This is a genomic window from Streptomyces sp. CC53 (assembly GCF_001865245.1).
Classification (GTDB): domain Bacteria; phylum Actinomycetota; class Actinomycetes; order Streptomycetales; family Streptomycetaceae; genus Streptomyces.
The window spans coordinates 2,760-5,703 of the sequence record NZ_MKXB01000093.1; the positions used below are offsets into that span (position 1 = coordinate 2,760).

3 protein-coding genes and 1 pseudogene are annotated in these 2,944 nt (G+C 70.5%); 2 read left to right on the forward strand and 2 right to left on the reverse strand.

Annotated features, from left to right (window positions below):
* A partial coding sequence (locus BJP40_RS08260; protein ID WP_079171012.1) for a cupin domain-containing protein occupies positions 1 to 393 on the reverse strand: 393 nt, incomplete at its 3' end.
* Between the two features lie 268 nt (positions 394 to 661).
* A complete protein-coding gene (locus tag BJP40_RS08265; RefSeq protein WP_319020147.1) occupies positions 662 to 1,606 on the reverse strand; it encodes a LysR family transcriptional regulator in 945 nt (314 codons plus the stop codon).
* Positions 1,607 to 1,857: 251 nt separating this feature from the next.
* Between BJP40_RS08265 and BJP40_RS08270 the strand changes: the two genes are divergently transcribed.
* Both BJP40_RS08270 and BJP40_RS34845 read left to right on the forward strand, forming a co-directional pair.
* Positions 1,858 to 2,502 carry an ABATE domain-containing protein gene (locus BJP40_RS08270; RefSeq protein WP_071279818.1) on the forward strand — a complete coding sequence of 215 codons (645 nt, stop codon included), beginning with the start codon at positions 1,858 to 1,860 and terminating at the stop codon, positions 2,500 to 2,502.
* 188 nt (positions 2,503 to 2,690) lie between these two features.
* Positions 2,691 to 2,944: pseudogene (locus BJP40_RS34845) on the forward strand (hypothetical protein); the annotation flags it as partial.

Here is a 2,944-nt window from a genome sequence, read left to right on the forward strand (position 1 = left end):
GGGGCGGATGTCCTTCTGGGGGGTGCGGGCGGAGGCCGGCCGGGTGCGGATGGCGAGCACGGTGCAGCCGGTGCGGCTGGACATCTGGTGCTCGGTGCCCGGACCCTCGACGACGAGGTCGCCCTTGACGTACGACATGCCGTCGCTGTGGTCGAGGACACCGTCCAGGACCAGCATCAGCTCGTAGCCCAGGTGCTCGTGGAAGTCGCCGTGGGCACCCGGGGGGAAGCGCAGCAGCAGACCGACCGAGTCCTCGTTCTTGGACTCGTCCGGGGCCCAGAGCACGTGGTGCTCCACGTTCGCCCTGCCCGGCTCGTTCCACGACGTCCACTCCAGGTCGTCCAGCTCGAAACCGCTGCGGAACGCGTTGGGGATGTACTCGATCTCGGACACTGTGATATGCCTCTCCTCGGCCGGCGCGTCGAGTTCCGACCAACCCGCCGGTGGAAATCTTTTGGTTTGCCTCAAGAAGCCTAAGCGGGATTCCCGGGTACAGATCCGCACATTCCTTGATGCCGGGTATCGGACTTTCCGATGGGGGCCATCGGCCGGTAAACGGAGGGAATAAAGAAGGGAAAGGCAGGTGGCGCGGAAAGCGAATTCTCGGCTTTCCGCGCCACCTGCCTCGTCGTACGGGCCGGTGTTATCCGGTACCGGCTCCTCAGGCCGGCTGCACCACCTTCTCCCGACCCACCCGGGTGGCCACGTCGCACACCGCCGCGACCGGCGGCCTGGCCAGCTCGCGGCCGCCCCACAGGGCCCGTACGCCCAGCCGGAGGCGGGGCAGGCCGGGCAGCACGGCGAGTCCGCCCGCGGCCGGGCCCACCGCCTCGTACGGCAGCATGGCGACGCCGTAGCCGGCGCGCGCGAGCTCCCGCGCGCCGCCCATGGAACCGGCCTCGACGACCGTGGGGTCGATGCCGTACGTGTCCCGCAGCGCACCCACCAGGACCTGGTGGGACGCGCAGTCGGGGTCCACGGCGAGGACCCGTACGGAGGCCAGCGCCGCCACGGGGTCCTGGGCGTTCACGAGGGACGCCGCGGCGACCGGCACGACCTCCAGGTCCGGCAGCTCCTCGACCGTGATGCCGGCGGGGGGCGGCTCACCGACGGTGGGCTCGCCGTGGACCAGGGCCAGGTCGACCTCACCGCTGCGCACGGCCTCGTGGGCCCGGCTGATCGACAGCTGCCGCAGCGACACCTGCACCTTCGGGTACCGGTAGCGGCACTCGTGCATCAGCGGCCCGATCCGCGTTTCCAGCAGGAACGCGGACGCGCCGACCGTGGTACGTCCTTCCATTTCACCGGAGGGGTTGAGAGCGGTGGCCATCTCGTCCACCACGTGAAATATCCGCTGCGCGTATTCGTGGAATATTTCACCGGAGGGAGTGAGACGAACTCCATGCGGAAGCCGCTGGACCAGCTGCATGCCGACCCTGGACTCCAGCGACCGAATGTGTGAGGTGACACTCGACTGCGCGTAGCCGAGGCTACGGGCAGCTTTCGTGAAACTTCCCAGGCGAGCCACCTCGCGAAAGGTTCTGAGTTGGTAGAGAGCGAGATCTAACGACACGTTGTCCCCCATGAAACATGGATCCGGTGCCATCCCGAAGGTCGGGCCGCGGCCCGGGTCGGGCTGCGGTCGTCGGGCTCCGGGAATCGTCAACCCCCCGACAGTTGCGGTCGCTTCCCCGTGCGACCTGACTGTCGGACCCACTGTCAGACTAACGCTACTGGGAGCGATAGTGCGTTAGATTGAGGATCCTGCCATGTGTCCACTCCCCTCGACAAGTCCCGGTCCTGTATGCCGTAGGACACTCAACTGCCGCTCGAATCAGACCGGATGAGGAGCCCGCCATGACGTCCGATGCCCTGCCGGCGGCGCCCGCCGACGTCCCCCCGCTGCACGGGGAGCCCCTGCCGCTGGAGTTCGCCAACACGGTGTTCCCGGTGCGCGGCGAGCTCAGGGACGTCCTCGACAGCCCCGAGGGGCTGGCCTGGTGGCTGGGTGCCTGCCGCGACCGGCTGGCCACCCCGCTGTCCGACAGTGACCTGCACGGTGTCGGCGCCACCGATGTCGACTGCTTCGTGATGCTCCGCGACGCCACCCGCAGGCTGGTCGACGCCCACGTCGACGGGCGTGCCCCGGACGCCTGGGACGTCGCCCAGGTGAACCGGGTGTCGAGCGTCGGGCGGCCGTGGCCGATGCTGCGCTGGAGCGGCGCGGGCCGGCCCGCCGCGCTGGAGGTGTCCACCGCCCCGCCGCTCGTGGCGGTCCAGGCCGAGGTCGCGCACGGGCTCATCGCGCTGCTCTCCGGGGCGGGGGCGGGTGACGTGCGCGCGTGCCGGGCGCCGGGCTGCGTGTTCTTCTTCGACCACGCCCGATCCCGGCGCGAGTGGTGCTCGACCGGCTGCGGCAACCGTGCCCGGGTGGCCCGCCACTACGCCCGGCACCAGAGGGGTCGCAGGTTGCCTAACGGGCAGAAGTTGTCCGGCAGTTAGCAAAGATGTGACGTTGGCCGGGCCGCCCCGCGCGGTCCGGCACATCGGAGTTTCCGATCCCTGGAATCTGCGAAGCCATCGATGACAAGCCAGTCTGGCGCATTACTTTCGATGCACAGCAGGAAACGCCGTGGCCCCCGCCACTCCCGATCCGGGGGTGCCAGGGCTTCGACAGACAGGATCACGCCATGTTCCGCACTGCATCCCAGCGCAGCACAGCGTTACGCCGCGTCGCCGCCAGGTCCTCGGTGCCCGTCGCCGACGCCGGCCCCGCGGACGAGGGCCCCGGCCCCGCCCGCGACGCGGTCCGCGCCGGCGCCGGCACCCTCAGGGCCGTCGGCGGCGCCCTCCGTCGCAAGGCCGTCCGCGGCTCCGGCCGCCGGCCCCTCCGCGGCGCCGGTTCCGGTGCCGGGCGCGGCGGCTCCGCCGGTCGGACCGCAGG

Bases quoted from the DNA above. Each gene is read 5' to 3' on its own strand.
- BJP40_RS08265 (WP_319020147.1), bottom strand. From the start codon at position 1,606: ATGGCACCGGATCCATGTTTCATGGGGGACAACGTGTCGTTAGATCTC.
- BJP40_RS08270 (WP_071279818.1), top strand. From the start codon at position 1,858: ATGACGTCCGATGCCCTGCCGGCGGCGCCCGCCGACGTCCCCCCGCTG.